At 62.2% G+C, this 14,977-nt stretch carries 13 protein-coding genes, 1 tRNA gene and 1 pseudogene; 9 read left to right on the forward strand and 6 right to left on the reverse strand.

Annotation, left to right across the window (positions count from 1 at the left end; translation table 11 throughout):
• Window positions 1-585: 585 nt before the first annotated feature.
• Window positions 586-852: a cytochrome C oxidase subunit IV family protein gene (locus tag ACSBP4_RS05645; protein ID WP_006179994.1), complete on the reverse strand. Its 267-nt coding sequence runs from the start codon at window positions 850-852 to the stop codon at window positions 586-588.
• Between the two features lie 148 nt (window positions 853-1,000).
• On the opposite strand from ACSBP4_RS05645, the gene ACSBP4_RS05650 reads away from it, so the two are divergent.
• The 3 genes and pseudogenes from ACSBP4_RS05650 (at window position 1,001) to ACSBP4_RS05660 (ending at window position 4,466) form a co-directional block, all read left to right on the forward strand.
• Entirely contained in the window at window positions 1,001-2,401 is a 1,401-nt protein-coding gene (locus ACSBP4_RS05650; RefSeq protein ID WP_049906016.1) for a hypothetical protein, read from the forward strand.
• A gap of 98 nt (window positions 2,402-2,499) precedes the next feature.
• Entirely contained in the window at window positions 2,500-2,784 is a 285-nt protein-coding gene (locus ACSBP4_RS05655; protein ID WP_435551605.1) for a DUF7410 domain-containing protein, read from the forward strand.
• A 69-nt stretch (window positions 2,785-2,853) separates the two neighbouring features.
• A pseudogene (locus ACSBP4_RS05660) lies at window positions 2,854-4,466 on the forward strand (S8 family serine peptidase).
• A gap of 30 nt (window positions 4,467-4,496) precedes the next feature.
• Here ACSBP4_RS05660 and ACSBP4_RS05665 read toward each other — a convergent pair.
• The 4 genes from ACSBP4_RS05665 to ACSBP4_RS05680 form a co-directional block, all read right to left on the reverse strand.
• Window positions 4,497-4,841, reverse strand: coding sequence for a 2Fe-2S iron-sulfur cluster-binding protein (locus ACSBP4_RS05665; RefSeq protein WP_373631921.1), 345 nt, complete (start codon window positions 4,839-4,841; stop codon window positions 4,497-4,499).
• Between the two features lie 157 nt (window positions 4,842-4,998).
• Window positions 4,999-7,479, reverse strand: coding sequence for a cbb3-type cytochrome c oxidase subunit I (locus ACSBP4_RS05670; protein ID WP_006651036.1), 2,481 nt, complete (start codon window positions 7,477-7,479; stop codon window positions 4,999-5,001).
• A complete protein-coding gene (gene coxB, locus ACSBP4_RS05675; RefSeq protein ID WP_435551606.1) occupies window positions 7,479-8,462 on the reverse strand; it encodes a cytochrome c oxidase subunit II in 984 nt (327 codons plus the stop codon). The genes ACSBP4_RS05670 and coxB overlap by 1 nt, the downstream gene beginning before the upstream one ends.
• Before the next feature lie 327 nt (window positions 8,463-8,789).
• Entirely contained in the window at window positions 8,790-9,230 is a 441-nt protein-coding gene (locus ACSBP4_RS05680) for a hypothetical protein (protein ID WP_435551607.1), read from the reverse strand.
• Between the two features lie 59 nt (window positions 9,231-9,289).
• Between ACSBP4_RS05680 and ACSBP4_RS05685 the strand changes: the two genes are divergently transcribed.
• Window positions 9,290-9,925 carry an adenylate kinase gene (locus tag ACSBP4_RS05685; RefSeq protein ID WP_049966087.1) on the forward strand — a complete coding sequence of 212 codons (636 nt, stop codon included), beginning with the start codon at window positions 9,290-9,292 and terminating at the stop codon, window positions 9,923-9,925.
• A gap of 13 nt (window positions 9,926-9,938) precedes the next feature.
• Here ACSBP4_RS05685 and ACSBP4_RS05690 read toward each other — a convergent pair whose 3' ends face one another.
• Window positions 9,939-11,459 (reverse strand): DUF7289 family protein, encoded by a 1,521-nt coding sequence (locus ACSBP4_RS05690; protein ID WP_435551608.1) that lies wholly within the window; start codon window positions 11,457-11,459, stop codon window positions 9,939-9,941.
• Window positions 11,460-11,669: 210 nt separating this feature from the next.
• Here ACSBP4_RS05690 and ACSBP4_RS05695 point away from each other — a divergent pair, with 210 nt between their 5' ends.
• The 5 genes from ACSBP4_RS05695 to ACSBP4_RS05715 all read left to right on the forward strand — a co-directional run bounded on the left by ACSBP4_RS05695 (window position 11,670) and on the right by ACSBP4_RS05715 (window position 14,725).
• Window positions 11,670-12,608 carry a DUF106 domain-containing protein gene (locus ACSBP4_RS05695; RefSeq protein ID WP_435551609.1) on the forward strand — a complete coding sequence of 313 codons (939 nt, stop codon included), beginning with the start codon at window positions 11,670-11,672 and terminating at the stop codon, window positions 12,606-12,608.
• Window positions 12,609-12,709: 101 nt separating this feature from the next.
• Entirely contained in the window at window positions 12,710-13,288 is a 579-nt protein-coding gene (gene cmk, locus ACSBP4_RS05700; RefSeq protein ID WP_006179983.1) for a (d)CMP kinase, read from the forward strand.
• Window positions 13,285-14,193 carry an RNA-guided pseudouridylation complex pseudouridine synthase subunit Cbf5 gene (locus tag ACSBP4_RS05705; RefSeq protein ID WP_435551610.1) on the forward strand — a complete coding sequence of 303 codons (909 nt, stop codon included), beginning with the start codon at window positions 13,285-13,287 and terminating at the stop codon, window positions 14,191-14,193. The genes cmk and ACSBP4_RS05705 overlap by 4 nt, the downstream gene beginning before the upstream one ends.
• Before the next feature lie 73 nt (window positions 14,194-14,266).
• Window positions 14,267-14,337: transfer RNA gene (locus tag ACSBP4_RS05710), tRNA-Pro, on the forward strand.
• Between the two features lie 109 nt (window positions 14,338-14,446).
• The gene (locus ACSBP4_RS05715; RefSeq protein ID WP_435551611.1) at window positions 14,447-14,725 is read left to right on the forward strand and encodes a DUF7563 family protein; all 279 of its coding nucleotides are present in this window, start codon (window positions 14,447-14,449) and stop codon (window positions 14,723-14,725) included.
• Window positions 14,726-14,977: the final 252 nt, after the last annotated feature.

Below are 14,977 nucleotides of genomic sequence, written 5' to 3' on the forward strand. Positions count from 1 at the left end.
ACCCGATCCGGACCGAACGAGAGGGTCGAGCCGGGTCGATTCTGCATGTGGTAGCTCTCTCTCGTCGAGACGATCCACCGCGAGCGGTGCATCGCCGAAGCGCCGTCGAGACGGCTTTCTCAGGGAATCAGCAAGCGTCAGTATAAACCGATGACCGACTCGACTGTCTCCGCGACGCAGTTGGAGTCGATTCCCGAGTGGGTGGAGGATTCCGTCGTCAGGCTGCCACGGGATTCGAGCCGAGTGACGGATAATGGGTCCGGGACGATCGAATTCGGCCTCGAGGACGGCCCCAGTAATACAACTCGGCAACGTGAAACCGCGCTCGTTTGCCGTCCGTACCGAACGTTGAGAACGGTTATCCGGCGCTCAGTCGGTCATGATTGGACCTGTGTCACCCAGTTCATCTCCCCGTGGAAAACGGTGCTGTCCGGATTCGTGGGGCTCCAGAACCAATCGGTGATGTCGAGTTTGAACGTGGCTGTGACGGTCGAGAGGTCACTCGAGCGACGCTAAAGACGATACGAAACCCACCCGATCGGCGGGAGAAAGGACGTGCCCGATCGTTGCGACGAGACGGCGCGGTTACTGAATCGAGTACCCAGCAGCGAGGGTCAGCAGGACGACCATGAACGCCGCGGTGAGCATCATGTAGGTGATCGAGCGGGGTTCGTCTTTCAGGTGCTGGAAGTAGCCGGCGATCAACGAGACCTTGATGGCCGCCAGAATCATCGTCCCGATTATTGCCATCTCGTAGGTGAAAATATCCGGGAAGTGGAAGAAAACGAACTTCCCCGTAGCCAGCAGTAGCAGTGCCACGTAAATCAGGCTGTACGTCCGAATGCTCGCCATTGGTGGTGAATGTGGGCGACGGATACTTATACCTTCCTCATATGACCCCAACGGAACGTGCCCCCGCGACGTAGCCACCGCTCGCCGTGGGCGGTACCCGGGAACTGGAAACGACACGTAGATGCACGACCAGCCCGAATCGCCGCCAATGAGTGGACGGTCGGCTTTCGTCCGCCGGTTCGGTATCGGCCTCGCGGTCGCGTTCGTCGCGCTGGCTGTGGGTGCCGGTGTCGCCGCCGCCAGCAACGTCGCCGCCGGTCTCACCGGCGGCAGCGACGTCTCCGTGCCGACGTGGCTCTACCTCGCGACCGGCGGCGGCGCGGTCGGTGCCTCGGCGCTTCTGACCATGCTCGTCACCGACCGGGAGGTCATCGGGGCGTATCACGATCGCACCCTCGAGTCACCTGCAAAGCGGCTGGAGTCGGCCGGTGGCCTGCTGCTTGGCGTCGTCGGACTCCTCGGACTGGCCGGCATTCTCGTCGTCGGCGTCCTCGGACCGAACATCGGGCTGGTCAGCGCGACGGTCCTCGTGACTTTCGCCGGCGGCCGCGCGCTGTTGACGATCGTCACGTACACGGTCGGGAACCCCTGGCCCGCGCTGAACCCTTGGCGACGAATCGCCGAGGTCCTGCCGAGCGCGGGTGAGCCCTACCCGGAGGCCTACCGTTCCTGGCCCGCCGTGATCGCCCTGCTGGCGTTCGTTTGGCTCGAGGTGGTCGCGCCGCTGACGTCGTCGCCCGTGGTGTTGACGTTCGTCATCGTCATGTACTCGCTGTTTACCCTCTCGGGCGCGGTCGTGTTCTCCCCGGAGACGTGGTTCCGTCGCGGGGATCCGCTGTCGCTGTGGTTCCGGTGTTACGGGGCCGTCGCCCCGATCCAGCGGACCGACGACGGACTCGAGTTGCGGTTTCCGGGCGCGCGCTTGAGCGAGGCCGACCTCGTGACCGACCGATCGCTCGTGGCCTTCGTGTTGGCGCTGGTCTGGGAACTGACCTACAGCGGCTTCATCGTCACGCCGGTCGGCGTCCGAACGATCGAGGCGCTGGTCGGGATCGGCCTGCCGCCGGGACTGGTCTATCTGGCGCTGTTGGCGGGCGGGTTCGTGGCCTTCTGGAAGGTCTACTGGATCGCCATCGACCGGACCCGTGAGCGGGCCGAGACGTATCTCTCACGGGAGTATCTCGGGCTCAGACTCGCCGCCCCGCTGCTTGCCATCGCGGCCGGCTACCACCTCGCACACTACGTCGGCTTCGGGCTCTCGCTGTGGCCGTCGCTGGTCGACGCCGTAGCGATGCCGCTGAACCCGCCGCCGAACCCGACGCGCTATGCCCTGCCGGGCTGGTTCGGCTACGTCGAGATCGCCGGCATCCTGCTGGGTCACGTCCTCGCAGTGTGGGTCAGCCACACCGTCTCCTTCGACCTGTTTCCCGGAAAGCTGCAGTCGATCAGGAGCCAGTACCCGCTGATCGTCGTGATGGTCTTTTTCACGATGGCGAGCCTGTATCTCGTCTCGCAGGGCTCGATGAGCCCGCCCTACGTCCCGAGTTGACGGCCCGTCCGATCGACGAGCCGTTGTGATGATCCGTCGGTCGGTGCGGGGTTCCGAACCGGCAATCACTTCTTCGCGCCGCCGTAACGACCGACCGAATGGCGACCGAACGCGCGCTCGAGCCGGAGTACGAGGTGCCGACGGACGGCCCGGAAGCGACCTGTCCGTACTGCGGGCGGCCGTTTCAGTCCGACCGCTATGCCACCTTCCACGTCGGGGTCGAACACGCCGAGGAGTGTACGGACGCGGAGCAGGAGGCCTTCGACGAGGAACGCGACGACGAGGAGTACGACCTGTTTACCTTCCATTTCAAGACCGCTATTTCGGTGTTTCTGGTCTACTTCCTGTTTACGTTCATCTACGCGCTCGTCTGGGCCGGGTAGATCGTGCCGTTTGCCGACCAGTTCGGTCTCCAGAATCTCTTTCCCCGCTGATTACACAGTACCGGTCACATGGTCGCTGGCTTCCCTCGCCCGGACGCCCTCGGAACCCTCGTCATCGTCTTCCTTCTACTCGTCTCCCTCAGCACCCCGTTTGCCCTCGGGGTGGCCGGATCCGCCGACCCCGGAACGGCCGCTGCGGACGACTCGATCGTCATCGACGACGAGTTGCCGACTGACGGCCCCTCCGTCGAGGTCGTCGTCAGGCTCACCGAGCCGACTGTTCCCGACGGTGTAAGCGACGCCGAGGCCGAACGACGGCTCGAGGCCCACGCCGAGGCAACCCAGGATCCCCTGCTCGAGTACGCCGACGACAGACGGGGGTTGGCCGTCGAAGAGCGCTTCTGGCTGACCAACGCCGTGGTCCTCGAGGTCGACACCGAACGGGTAGCGTACGAGACCTTCGACCGGTTCGACGCGGTCGAGGCGGTTCACGAGAACATCGTGGTCTCGGTCCCCGAACCCCCGGCACGCGCGAACGCGACGGCATCAGGGCCGACCGCGACGACGGCAGCGACCGCGGGCGCGTCGCGAACGACGAACGGGCTCGCGCAGGTGAACGCACCCGCTGTCTGGGACGAGTACGGTGCCCGCGGCGAGGGCGTCCGCGTCGCAGTGCTGGACACCGGCGTCGACCCGGACCACCCCGACATCGACCTCGCGACCGAGGACCCGTCGGATCCGACCTATCCCGGCGGCTGGGCGGAGTTCGACGCGACCGGCAACCGGATCCGGTCGACGCCACACGACACCGGCGATCACGGCACCCACGTCAGCGGCACGGTCGCCGGCGGGGCCGCGAGCGGGACCGCCATCGGCGTGGCCCCCGACGCCGAGTTGCTTCACGGACTCGTCCTGAACGAGACGAGCGGGACCTTCGCCCAGATCGTCGCCGGGATGGAGTGGGCCGTCGAGCGAGACGCCGACGTTCTCAGCATGAGTTTCGGGGCGACCGGCCGATACGCTCAGCTGATCGATCCGGTCCGAAACGCGCGGGCGAGCGGCGTCGTGGTCGTCGGCGCGGTCGGAAACGAGGGGCCAGACACCTCGGGGAGCCCGGGCAACGTCTACGAAACGCTCACCGTCGGCGCGGTCGATTCGACCGGGACCGTCCCGCCGTTCTCGGGCGGTGAACACATCGCCCGCGAGGAGTGGGTCGGATCCTCGGTTGACTGGACGGCCCCGTCGTCGTACACCGTCCCCGACGTCGTCGCACCCGGTGTCGCCGTCACGAGCGCCACCCCTGGCGGCGGGTACGAGTCGCTTCCGGGAACGTCCATGGCAACGCCACACGTCTCCGGGACGGCCGCCCTGTTGCTATCGATCGCACCCGACGCGACGCCGACGGAGATCGAAGCCGCGCTCACCCGGACCGCTCGAGTGCCCGCTGACGCCGACAGCGAGACGATCGTAACTCGCTACGGCGCGGGCATCGTCGACGCCAGCGCTGCCGCGGACACGATCGCACCCGTTCGCGGAACGAGCCGCCCGACCACCGACGCTCGAGCAATACCGAACTCGGTGGCGACTCGTTCTCGACTGTGGCCGTCATCGCGAGCGTCGCGTTGCTCGCGGTCTGTCTCGGCCTCGTCGTTCTGGTTCGGTATCGACCGGGCGACCGGTAATCGCGGCGGCTGTCGGTCGACGACACGCAGTCAGGACTCCGACGAAGGCCGACGCGGGAGGAGCTGCCCCCACACGTGCTTGTCGAGACAGCGGACCGTCAGCGGCTCCTCGACCGTGAGACAACAGGAGAGCCGCGGATAGCCGAACCGGACCGCCGCAGCGTCGTGCCAGTGGGTCGGTTCCGGTGCGGGGTCGACCTCGACAGTGCAGGTCGAACACAGACCCCGTCCTCCGCAGTTGGCAACCCGTGATACCGTTCCGTAAACGGGGAACCCGTGTTCGAGCAGCGCATCCCGAAGGATCGTGCCGGACGCTACTTCGATGACGCGTTCGCTCTCGTCGGTGATCACGGTTACCGGAATGGCCTCGCCCATACTCGCAGTACGGGCCCGAGGTACGTGGTGCTAGTGGTGGCGGGAGCTACTTGCCAATCGGTACCGGCGACAGGAAGCATCGAGACTGCACGATTGCCCGTAAGCGTTCGAACGCAAAATCACGACCGCACGGCGAAAGCCCGCGTCGGCGCGGGCCTTACATCAGGTAGAACAGCGGGAACAGGAAGACCCAGACGATGTCGACGAAGTGCCAGTAGAGTCCGAAGGACTCGACGGGCGCGTGGTCCTCCAGGTAGGCATCGACCGAGAGGACACGGTAGATCATGAACAGCGCGACCAGAACCCCGAGGATGACGTGCAGGGCGTGGAGCCCGGTCGTCACGAAGTACAACGAGTACTCGATCCCGCTGAACCAGTAGTGACCGTCAGCGAACTTGCTGCTGTACTCGAAGGCCTTGACGCCCATGAACACGAGGGCAAGCAGGACCGTCGCGCTCAGCGCGCCGAGCAGTCCCTTCTTGTTCTCGCGCTCGGCCATCACGTGTGCGAGGATGACCGTGAAACTCGAGGTCAGCAGGACGTAGGTGTTGAACAGGCCGGCCTCGGTGATGGCATCGAGATGCCATGCATCCCAGCCCATGTGGATGCGCATGAAGAGATACGCTCCGATGGCGGCACCGAAGACGACGACGTCCGAGGCCAGGAAGACCCAGACGCCCATCTTCTGGTTGCTGACGCCGCCAAAGGGCCACCGTTCGGCGACCGCCATCTCGGGTGCGTCGAACTGTTCGCGGCCGAACTGGAACAGCGAGACCCCGAGCATCACCACTCCGAGAACCATGAGGGCCGGATAGATGATGTTCTGTGCGGGTGCCGAATCGAGCGTCACGAAGTTACCGACCTCGCTGTGGATATGCGACTCGACGAACGAGAAGACGTACGGCGTGATACCGCTGAGTCCGAGGAAGAACGTAAACGTCGCGACACCGATACCGAGCGGCCAGATACTGGCGTGGTCGGCGTGTTCCTCCTCGTGGCTCGTCGCTGCACTGGTCGCTTCCTGTGCGACGCCGCCGTCGGTCGCGGTCGCAGTGTCGTCGACGAACTCGAGGCGGCCGCTGGCGTAGCTGGGGCGGTCGGTCCAGTTCTCGAGCGGTGGTGGTGATGGGATCGCCCACTCTGCGGTCCGGGAGTAGGTCCACGGGTTATCGGGCGCGTCGGGGCCGGAGATCAGGCTCTTCCCGAGCGTGTAGAACATGATCAGGAACGAAGCCCCGAACACGAACGCCCCGACGGTCGCCAGCTGGTGGTAGAGCTGTGCGCCCTCGCCGTAGTGGAAGACGCGACGCGGCGTCTCCCAGGCCATGAACATCGGGAAGTACAGCAGATTGAACCCGATGAAATAGACGGCGAAGTTGAGCTTTCCGAGCCGTTCGGAGTACATCTTCCCGGAGATCTTGGGCCACCAGTAGTAGATGCCGCCCATCAGTGCCGTGACGCCCGAGACCATCACGTAGTGGAAGTGAGCGACGACCCAGTAGGTGCCACGGAACTCGTAGTCCAGCACGACGGCGCCGAGGAACACGCCCGTGATACCACCAAGGATGAACAACACGAGCGCGCCAAGCGAGAACAGGAACGGCGTCGTAAAGCGGACCCGCCCCTTGACCATCGTGTAGATCAGCGCGAAGACCATCAGGTCGAAGGGTAACGAGATCCCGATCGTCGTCGCCATGAACAGGGTCTTGATCGGGAGGTTGATCGTCGACAGGAACATGTGGTGCATCCAGACGAGGAACGACTGCACGGCTACGAGGACCATCGCGATGATGACCCACTTCCGGCCGACGAGTCGTCGTCCGGTAAACGTCTGGAACGTCTCGAACATGATCCCCAGAGCCGGGAAGAAGACGATATACACCTCCGGATGGCCGAAGAACCAGAAGATATGCGCCCACAGCAGGCTCGAGCCCTGATCAGTCGCGAAGTACTGCGTGAGGAACAGCCGATCGACCGAAAGCAGTAGCACGGCTGCCAGCAGCGCTGCGAACGCAAACAGCATCATCCAAGCGGTCAGAAGCCACGACCACGAGAACATCGGCATGTTCCATAGACCGAGTCCTTCCGCACGGGAGCGGTGCATCGTAGTCAGGAAGTTCACCGTCCCTATCGTGATGGAGATACAGAACAAGACCAAGCCAAGGACCATTGCGTTACCGCCGGTCATCGCCTCCATCGCCGGGGTATAGGTCGGCACGTTCAGTGGAGCATACATCGTCCAGCCGCCGGAGAACGAGCCACCCTGGAAGAACGAAATCCCCATCAGAATGCCAGAGAACAGGTAAAACCAGTAGCTCAGCGCATTCAGTCGGGGGAACGCGAGGTCCTTCGCACCGATTTGGAGCGGCACGAAGTAGTTAGCGAAGCCGCTTGCGATCGGCGAGAGGAACCAGAAGACCATGATGAGTCCGTGTCCGGAAACGGCCTGGTAGTACTGGTCGTTCGTCAGCAGTCCGGTGCCGCCGGTCTTCCACAGGTGTGCGCGAAACAGCAGCGCAAGGAGGCCACCGAACAGCAGGAAGAACATCGCCGTCGTCAGATAGAGGATACCGACGTCTTTGTGGTTGGTCGTGACCAGCCACCGCTTGATCGACCGTTTCGGCGGAAGGTCACCCATCAGTTCTCACCTCCGTCGTTCGCTTCGCTTGCATTGCTTTCACTCTCGTTCATCTCGAGCGTGTAGCTCTCGTCGACCGGACCAGTCATGTCGAACTGGTCTTCAACCGTCTCGAACTGCCCGTTGGTCGACTCGATCGTCACGTTGTATTGGCCGGCCTGTTCGATGTCGGTGATCTTGATCGTGCCGTTGTCGAACTCCTCGGCCGTGAAGCTGCGGTCCTCGATGGAGTCGTTCTCCTGATGCTCGAGGGTCAGCTCGTAGCCCTCGGTGACTCGGGATTCGTTTCCATCGACCATGGTGAACTGCATCGTCAGCTGGTTGTCCATCCACTGGTCGTACTCGTCTTCGGACATCACATTGAGCGTCCCGACCATCGAGGTGTGGTACTCGCCACAGAGTTCGAAACACTCGATCTCGGATTTGCCGGGTTCATCGGCCTGGAACCACGTCTTGTCGTATTCGCCGGGGATCGCGTCGGCTTTCACCCGTTGATCGGGTATGCCGAAGTTGTGCCAGACATCACCCGACGTTACCTGCAACCAGACACGGTCTCCCGCGGGCACTCGCAACGTGCCACTTGCCTCGATCCCGTTCTCGTACTCGTAGAACCAGGCGAAGCCTTCTCCGGTAACTTCGACCTCGGTGGTTTCCTGCACCTCGTCAGGCCCTTCGACGTACAGGAGCATCCCGTACGTCCAGATCACCAGCGAAATGACGATGACGGCGCTGATGCCGAACGAGAGAAACAGTTTCTTGCCGCCCTTTCCGCCCGTCGGTAACTCCCCGACCGATGGCAGATCTTCGTCGTCGCCCGCAGGCTCGCCGGTGTCGCGGTACTTGTACGCGTTGTACAAAGTGTACGCGACCACGACGATGCCGACGAGCGTCCCGAGTCCGAGGAATACCAGGAAGATATTCTCGAACACGTCGACGCGGGTCCGCTGCATCGGTGCGATGAGTGCGCTGTAGAGTGTGTTCATCTCTTTTGAATGCCGGTTATATGTCGGAGGATGATTGCTGAGGGCACTTATCTATTTGGAAACCGCCCGACTGATACGGTCTGGCGGTCGCAACGTCCGACCCCCGTTTCGGGCGACGACACGACCACCAACTGTCTCGATTCATCACTGTGGGGTTGGGCCCGATACCCTTCTTTCTATCGCCGATAGACCGCCATCGTGTCTTGCTGGGCACATGTTACTCTTCGACATGTGGCTTTTGGCGAACTTGTTCGCTTCCAGTGCCGGAGGGGACGCGAAACGGAGCCGATCAAACCAGGATGCGGCAGCTTCAGTTCTCGCCCGCGCTTATATTTCGACCACCCAGACCCGAACCGTCGACGGCAGCTCGTACACCTCGAGGAAGACATCGTCGAGAAACTGTGCGATCCGGTTCGGATCCGCTTTCGCGCTGATCCGAACATTGACTCCCTCGGCCTCCTCGGGACGGTGGAGATCGTCGATCTTGAACGCGGGGAACGCCTCGAGGCGGGACTTTACCGACTCGAGTTCCGCGTCGGTACAGTCGAGGTTGATCGTCCCGTCACCGAACTGAATCCAGGGGACGCCCGGATCGGTGGTCGCCTCGTCGGTCGTGGTGTCTTCCGCTCCCGATCCAGCGTCGGCCTCGAGTTCGCTCTCGTCGACCTCGAAGGTACAAAACGCGCTGTTTCGCTCACGATGAGCGGTGATGGCGTCGACGTACAGTTTCCGGCGCTCGGCGGGTTCGGCGGCGTCGAAGCGGGTCATACACCGACGGACGTGCCCGATTCTTTAAGACTTTATGTGACGCCCGTAAACGGTGTCGTATGGCACAGCCACGAATCCTGATCCTCGGTGCGCCCGGGGCAGGGAAGGGCACCCAGAGTGCAAAGATCACCGAGGAGTTCGGCGTCGATCACATCACGACCGGCGACGCGCTGCGATCGAACAAGGAGATGGACATCTCCGACATGGACACCGAGTACGACACGCCCGGCGAATACATGGACCAGGGCGAACTCGTCCCCGACGACGTCGTCAACGCGATCGTCGACGAAGCACTCAGCCAGGCCGACGGCTTCGTCCTCGACGGCTACCCGCGGAACATAGAGCAGGCCGAGGAACTCGAGGACATGACCGACCTCGACGTCGTCCTCTATCTCGAGGTCGGCGAGGAGGAACTCGTCCACCGGCTGACCGGCCGGCGACTCGACCCCGAGACGGGCGACATCTACCACGTCGAGTACAACCCGCCGGAAGACCCCGAGGTCGAGGCTCGCCTCGAGCAGCGCGACGACGACACAGAGGAGACGGTCCGCGAGCGGCTGTCGGTCTTCCACGAGAACACGGAGCCGGTCATCGAGTATTACGACGAGCAGGGCGACTTAGAGCGGATCGACGGCGAGCAGGCCCCCGATGCGGTCTGGGACGAAGTCAAGGCAACGATCGAAGACGCTGCGTAACCTAACGGGTCGATTACTTGTTTTTCACGTCAAGCGTGTGGACCGCAACGTTGAGATAGGTAATATCCTGTGGCTTGACATATCCGGCGGGATAGAGATCAGGTTCATATCCTTGGAGGTCCCCGTCGTATGTGAAATCGTCCTTGGGTGTAGCAGACTGTGTACCAATGGACGCAGCTACGATCGATCCGTCAACGTTACCGTTTTGTATACATATCTGCTTATCTTCACAGCCATTCGGGCTGTGGTAATTCCCTCCCTCGAAGTATTCTTCGTCACCGGCGACGTAGAGAAGTCCTTCGAAGTAATCGTTCTTGCTGGTTCCAATCATGACGACCGATTCGGAGGTCCCATACAGCTGCAGGTGTTTTGCGTCTATTTTCTCCTCATCTCCAGCTACACATTCGTCAACACACATTTCCCCACCAACGGTCAAATCTCCGGTCATATAGATCTGCAATACGTGGTCGTCTTCGGTCGCGTTCGTAACCTTGAATGAGTTCCCACCTATGTTGACATCCCCATCGACGACGAGCGTCGCATTTCCTTTTGAAAGATCGAACGTGACGTCGTCATCAAGATTGACTTCGTCAGCGAAGTACGTCCCGTTGGTGAATGTGCCACCATCGATCGTTCCTTCGTCGTTTTCAGTGGTATTCGTATCCTCAACGAGTTTATATATTGTCCCATCGAGCGGCGGCATTGATTTCCCTTCCTTAGTATCGCTACCGTCGAAATAACCATGTTTCTCGTTCTTTTCGCTTACCTCACCTGAGACGGTTGCACCGTCGTCGAACGCCCCCTCGAGTTCGCGCAGGCCGAGTTCGACCTTCACGTATCCCTTGTCCCCCTCGAGCTGCGTGACGTTCCGGACAGATGCGTCGCCGACTTCCTCCTCGAAGTACAACTCCCAGCCGCGATAGTACTTGCTCGTGATCTCGAGCGTGACAGTATCGTTCTCGACGACGGTCGCGTTCCGGACCGGGTCGGTGTCGTTGTGACGAATGTCGACTTCGCCCGAACTGAGTTCGTGTTCACCACTGACGGTGGTCACGGGCAACGAGAGGGTTTGTTCCTCGGCACTGTAGGTGATGGGGGGCTGCGAGACTATCCGGGTCTCGTTGCCGGTTTCACGCCAGACACCACCGGCTTGATAGGCGAGGATACTCCCGTCATCGGCCTCGTATTCGATCGATCCCATACGGAGCGTTTCGTTAACGTTTCGAGCTTTGATCGTGATGTTTCCGGTTGAGGTCCGTGTTATTGCCCCCCGTTCACCGGCATCGAAAGTCATCGCTCGCGGTGCATCGCTGTCTTTCGATACCGTCGCCATCTGTTTGCTCAACTCGACAAACGCCTGTTCGACGCGTTCGCTTTCGGCCTGCTGTTCCGTGCTGGTCATAACGTCCCCGGCGACGAGCAGAATGCCGATGCTGATCGTTGCGACCATTCCGATCAGCAATACAAGCGCGAGTATCGCGCTCTGTCCCCGCTGTGACGGAGCGGCCGGTCCGTCAGCTCTTCGGAAGCCCATTTATACACTCTACCCGTTTGGGAAACCTTATGATAAAACGTTCGACCGATCAAACTGTTTATCTCGGTCCGAACTCGACGAATGGAGTTGCCGAGACGTTGAGAGTGTCCCGTCGTCGGTATGGCTCACCGATCGGCCGATTGCCAATCCGTCCTCGCGGGAGTACCGAAGAAAAACACTTGTATAGCCGACGTGCCCTAGCCCAAGCAGATGACGCGTACAGCCGAAAAGATCGACGCCCTCGTCCGCGAGGATTCCTCGATGGCGGCGGCCCTCGAGGCCATCCGCGAGGAAGCCGACAGGAACGGTGGCGAGGTTCAATGGGCCGACGTCAGCGACGACCTGACGAGCGGACAGTGGGGGCGATTGATCGAAAAAGGCGTTCTAGTCGACGGCGACGACGGGTTCGAAATCGCCGACCGCGAGGCCTTCGACCGGGCGCTCGACGGCGATGGCGACGGCGGGGGCGCGGCCGCCGACATCGAGATCGACGAGGAGCAATCGAGCTGGTCACAGTGGGACAAACTCGCCGGCGTCGGCGCATTGCTGTTGATGCCCGGCTACTGGTTCGACTCGATCCGCAACGTCGTCGGGAGTACGCTCGACCTCGCGCTCGGACCCCTCGACGCGGCGTTGCCGTTTTACGCCGTGATCCTCTCGGTTGCACTGATCACCGGCCTCTACTCCCCGCTGCTCCAGGCGAACCTGATGAACCCCGAGATCATGGCGAAATATCAGGAACGGATGAAAGCCGTTCAGGAAGAGCAGAAGGACCTCCGACAGGAGAAAAAGGAGGCCGAGGAACGCGGCGCGAGCGAGGCCGAGATCGAACGCCTCGAGAACGAGATCGAACGCGCACGCGAAGAGCAGATGGAAGCCATGGCCGACAACCTCGGCATGTTCAAAGAGCAGTTCCGGCCGATGGTCTGGATCATGCTCTTTACGATCCCGATGTTCCTGTGGATGTACTGGAAGATGTACGGCGGGATCAGCAGCGAGATAGTCGTTATCCCGCTCGCCGGCGAGGTCTCGTGGGGCGACCGCTTGCAGGGATTCATCCCAGTGTGGCTCTTCTGGTACTTCCTGTGTTCGATGGCCTGCAATCAGCTTATCCGGAAAGCACTGGACATCAACATGTCCCCGTCGTAGCCCGGCCGCACCGCGCTTCGGATCGAACGCCCACCGTCGTCGGAATTCCGCCGACAGCGGAGACGAAAAGTCTCATTAGTGCCACCCTCCCCAGATAAGGTATGTTACTCACCGTCTCCGGCCCGCCGGGTAGCGGGAAGAGTACGACCGCGGAGTTGCTCGCCGACGCCTTCGATCTCGACCACGTCAGCGGCGGCGACATCTTCCGCGAACTCGCCGACGAGCGGGGGTATACCCCACTCGAGTTCAACAAACTCGCCGAGGAAAACGACGAGATCGATCGCGACCTCGACCGGCGACTGCGAGAGATCGCCGTCGAGGAGGACGATCTGGTCCTCGAGTCGCGACTCGCCGGCTGGCTGGCCGGCGACCAGGCCGACTTCCGGTTCTGGCTCGACGCACCGGCACGAGTCCGCGGCGAACGTATCGCCGAGCGCGAGGAGAAGGACCCGGCCCGGGCAACCGAGGAGACGAAGGCCCGCGAGGCCAGCGAGGCCCAGCGCTATCAGGAGTACTACGGCATCGATATCCGGGACCTGACGATCTACGATCTATCGGTGAACACGGCCCGCTGGGAGCCCGAGGCGGTCCTCGATATGCTCGTCACCGCCGTCGAACGCTACGCGGCCAACGGCGACGAGGGGAAAGCACGCGTCGAACTCGAGAACGGCTTCGAATGAGCCTCCGTGGCCCACCGGCGGAGCGATCACCCGCCGAGTTACTCACCTTTGGCGTTGTCAATCTCGATAAGCCGCCCGGTCCGTCCTCGCATCAGGTCAGCGGGTGGCTTCGCGACGCGGTCGCGGAGACGCTCGCCGATCGCGGGGCAGCGGCGACGATCGATCGCGCCGCCCACGCCGGGACGCTCGATCCCAAAGTGACCGGCTGCCTTCCGGTCATGCTCGGCGATGCGACCCGCCTCGCACAGGTGTTTCTCGAGGGGGCAAAGGAGTACACTGCCGTCCTCGAGTGCCACGCGCCGGTGCCGGCCGACGCGGAATCAGTCGTCGCCGAGTTCGAGGGGCCGATCTATCAGAAGCCGCCGCGGAAAAGCGCCGTTGCGCGTCGCCTGCGCGTGCGCGAGATCTACGACCTCGAGGTCCTCGAGGCCGAGGACTGTCGGCTCCTGTTGCGGATCCGCTGTGAGAGCGGCACCTACGTCCGCAAGCTGTGTCACGATCTGGGGCTGGCGCTTGGCACCGGCGGGCACATGGGCCACCTGCGTCGGACCGCCACCGATCCGTTCGACGATCGGACGCTGCACTCGGCCCACGACTTCCTCGACGCGCTGGCCTTCTGGGTCGAGGACGACGACCCAGAGCCGCTGTTCGACGTCGTCGACCCCGCCGAACGCATCCTCGAGGGGATCCCCAGTGTCGTGGTCGCGGAGTCGGCCGCCCGTGAAATCGCACAGGGCGCGCCGGTCTACGGCCCTGGCGTCATCGAGGCCGACGACGGGATCGAGCAGGGGTCGCTGGTCGCCTGTTACACGCCCGACGACGCAGCGGTCTGTCTGGGCGAACTGGTCGCGAGCCCGGACGCCGACGACGGTGTCGTCGTCGACCTCGAGCGAGTACTCGTCTAGGGGGACGAAACCGAGTGACGCACCGCCTCCGAAACGACACCCTTAAGCGGCAGACGGCCATCGGTTCACGTGCGGGACCGTGGGGTAGTGGTATCCTCTGCGGATGGGGTCCGTAGGACCCGAGTTCAATTCTCGGCGGTCCCACTCGAAATTTTCCAAGTGTTCAACTCTTAGCGGCTCGTGCCCCTGAGACGGCCGAAAATCCAATTCTAGGTTTTGGTATATTACCTCATGGGCGACAGATCGTCAGGAGGTGGTCGGCGTGACGGTCGCACCGTGGCCGTCAGTCGACCACTCGACGTGCCAGCACTGCGGGGCCCACGTCACGGACCGGTTTCGTCGCGTCTTGGGCGACGAGGACCGAGCCCATCGCTGTGGTGACGACGACGTACCGGAGTTCGTCCAAGCCGCCCGCCAGGTCCTCGAGCGCGATGACCTCACGCTCAAGCAGCGTCGGGAGATTGCTAAGACGTTATCGACGCGAGCGATGACATTCGAAGTCGAGTCCGAGATCGCTTTTGATGCCGAGTAGACGACGACGTAGATTTATACCATCGCAATAGCAACAAGAGGTCACATGAGCGTTGCGAAGGTCGAGTGCAACCAGTGTGGGCGTACCTTCGAAGTTAATACGGAGTACTTTCAGAAGTACGGCTCTGATCCGTTCTGTCCCGATTGCTTAATTCATACCGACTGTGAAAACTGTGGGCGCGGCCTTCGTCTCCGTCCATCTCGGTATCAAGAGCTTGGTGGTGACCCGATAATTTGCTCACAATGTGATCAG

The organism is Natrinema sp. CGMCC1.2065 (assembly GCF_051225675.1).
GTDB classification, from domain to species: domain Archaea; phylum Halobacteriota; class Halobacteria; order Halobacteriales; family Natrialbaceae; genus Natrinema; species Natrinema thermotolerans.

What these genes read in the sequence shown, in the direction of transcription:
- coxB (WP_435551606.1), bottom strand. Translation starts at nt 8,462, where the DNA reads ATGAACACACTCTACAGCGCACTCATCGCACCGATGCAGCGGACCCGC.
- ACSBP4_RS05670 (WP_006651036.1), bottom strand. Translation starts at nt 7,479, where the DNA reads ATGGGTGACCTTCCGCCGAAACGGTCGATCAAGCGGTGGCTGGTCACG.
- ACSBP4_RS05705 (WP_435551610.1), top strand. Translation starts at nt 13,285, where the DNA reads ATGAGCCTCCGTGGCCCACCGGCGGAGCGATCACCCGCCGAGTTACTC.
- ACSBP4_RS05665 (WP_373631921.1), bottom strand. Translation starts at nt 4,841, where the DNA reads ATGGGCGAGGCCATTCCGGTAACCGTGATCACCGACGAGAGCGAACGC.
- cmk (WP_006179983.1), top strand. Translation starts at nt 12,710, where the DNA reads ATGTTACTCACCGTCTCCGGCCCGCCGGGTAGCGGGAAGAGTACGACC.
- ACSBP4_RS05645 (WP_006179994.1), bottom strand. Translation starts at nt 852, where the DNA reads ATGGCGAGCATTCGGACGTACAGCCTGATTTACGTGGCACTGCTACTG.
- ACSBP4_RS05650 (WP_049906016.1), top strand. Translation starts at nt 1,001, where the DNA reads ATGAGTGGACGGTCGGCTTTCGTCCGCCGGTTCGGTATCGGCCTCGCG.
- ACSBP4_RS05690 (WP_435551608.1), bottom strand. Translation starts at nt 11,459, where the DNA reads ATGGGCTTCCGAAGAGCTGACGGACCGGCCGCTCCGTCACAGCGGGGA.
- ACSBP4_RS05695 (WP_435551609.1), top strand. Translation starts at nt 11,670, where the DNA reads ATGACGCGTACAGCCGAAAAGATCGACGCCCTCGTCCGCGAGGATTCC.
- ACSBP4_RS05685 (WP_049966087.1), top strand. Translation starts at nt 9,290, where the DNA reads ATGGCACAGCCACGAATCCTGATCCTCGGTGCGCCCGGGGCAGGGAAG.
- ACSBP4_RS05680 (WP_435551607.1), bottom strand. Translation starts at nt 9,230, where the DNA reads ATGACCCGCTTCGACGCCGCCGAACCCGCCGAGCGCCGGAAACTGTAC.
- ACSBP4_RS05655 (WP_435551605.1), top strand. Translation starts at nt 2,500, where the DNA reads ATGGCGACCGAACGCGCGCTCGAGCCGGAGTACGAGGTGCCGACGGAC.